The organism is Acetomicrobium mobile, assembly GCF_937920065.1.
The window spans coordinates 1-1,995 of sequence record NZ_CALETC010000236.1; the positions used below are offsets into that span (position 1 = coordinate 1).

The window sequence follows — 1,995 nt, forward strand, 5'->3', positions numbered from 1 at the left end:
AATCTTTAAAGGTTTATCGAAAGCTTTTCCGGATTCTCCCATCGTCATTCCTCCTCATTTGCGAGCAACGAAGTTGCTGCTTCGCACAAAATCTGTGGGGTAATTCCCTCTGCGCACCAACGCTGTTTGTTGCATGCCTTCATGTCCCTTCCCGGGCAGGGAGAGCACTCAATTTCGGGATAAATGCTCCAAACCCGGTCGCCCAAGGGCATAAATTTATTGACGCGCGAAAGCAAGCTGATCACCAATGTTTTTGTGCCCAAAGCCGCAGACAGATGTGCCCCTCCTGAATCGCCCGATATCGTCAGCGCGGACCTTTTAAGCAGAGCCATGCAAAGGTACATTTCATCGTCAATGGAAAGCCCCGAAAGAAGGTAGGGAACGTAAGCGCCACTACCCATCGAAGAGGCCATGTTTTTTAAGCTTTCAAATTGGCTTGATCCGCCAAACAATAGCACTTTAAATCCTTTTTCGAGCAGCATGCGACCTAAGGCAGTGTAACCATCTTCTCCCCAATTTTTTATCGGCTTCGAGCTGTAGGGAAACATCGAGATTGCCTCGCCAAAATGGTAATTTTCCCATAAATCATGGGCAATTACCTTAATTTTTTCAGGTATGCAAATGCGATGCAGCGGTTTGGGAGGTTTTATGCCAAGCCTTCTTGCCATGACCAAAGTCTGAAATGTATCGTGTACCTCGTGCCTGTTTGGTTCTTTGAACTTCCAATCGCTAAAGATGCACTTGCTTGAGTAGCCGATGCGATGCTTATATTTAAAACACAAAGAAAAAAGCAGAGAGGGAACGAACTGTCGCTGCGTATCAACAAATAGATCCACCTTGCCTATTCGCCTCCCTTCCCGCCACCATTTAACGTACTCTGGGAAGGCAGAGGGCCTGTGTTTTCCAACGACCGTATAAAGCACATCATCTATGAGGCCGCTGTCCTTTAATAAGCACTTGATCGGGTTAGAAAACCCGCCAATCCGGGTAATATGGCTTTCAGGCCATGCCGATCGAAGCGCATTGAAGAAGGGGTTTATCATCACGATATCGCCCATTCCTCCACCGCCCACGTACACTAAAATCCTTTTTACATCCAAGGTTTTATATATGGGGTCTTCATACCAAGGACTGTAAAGCTCTTCGGGATAATCGTTCGGCAGAGCTCGGTTTAAAGTAACCATAAAATCGTGGCCTGAAACGGATGTAGGCCATTGTTTTATTTTTGTTAACACGATATCACTTCTTTCTTTTTAAGGGCCATGCATCTTTGGTATACTTCCAAGACTTTTCTTGTCATCTCTTCCACAGTCGGTATTTTATCACCGTCGAAAAGTTGAGTAACCTTTCTTTCCGTTAATAAAACTTTGAGCGCTTCCCTCCAAGATGCCTCGTCTCCGGGTTTCAACAAAGCTTCAGGGTTCAAACATAATTCTCGGACGGGAGGAAGGTTTGATGCCAATACCGGAACACCCATCTGGATTGCCCGCATCAAAGTCATTCCCATCCCCTCCTCTAGGGATGGGAATAAAAAGCATGAACATTTAGCATGCCAATCATCGGTATCATCACGGAAGCCCCAAAATCGGACTTTGTCAGAAAGCCTAAGCCCATCAACCAGGTTTTCAAGCTCTTTCCTCATGGGCCCGTCTCCTACGACGTCTAAAATCCAATTCCCCTTTACATCCGCCAATGCCTTTAAAACAACTTGTAATCCCTTTCTTGGCGTCAACCGTCCTATGAATAGGAACTTAAAGAGGTCTTTTTCCAGGCTTCCCTGCCAGGTCTTTTCAGTAGGCAATAAGCCATTATATATTACGAAAGCATTTTTAGGAAGGTAGGGCACTAAATGATCTTTCACTGAACGGCTTACGCTTATGGTAGCTGACGCTTTTTTTAATGGAGCTAATACACAGGAGTGCTTGAATGTATCATGCGTAGTGGCCACCCATGGAATGTCTCCCTTACTGCTTGCCCACCGGGCGATCCAAAAGG

2 protein-coding genes are annotated in these 1,995 nt (G+C 45.8%); both read right to left on the reverse strand.

What is annotated here, in order from left to right; translation table 11 throughout:
- Positions 1 to 44: 44 nt before the first annotated feature.
- The gene (locus Q7P41_RS09010; protein WP_303883633.1) at positions 45 to 1,235 is read right to left on the reverse strand and encodes a glycosyltransferase family 9 protein; all 1,191 of its coding nucleotides are present in this window, start codon (positions 1,233 to 1,235) and stop codon (positions 45 to 47) included.
- Positions 1,229 to 1,995: glycosyltransferase family 4 protein (locus Q7P41_RS09015; RefSeq protein WP_303883636.1), on the reverse strand; the 767-nt coding region annotated here is incomplete at its 5' end. The genes Q7P41_RS09010 and Q7P41_RS09015, both read right to left, overlap by 7 nt.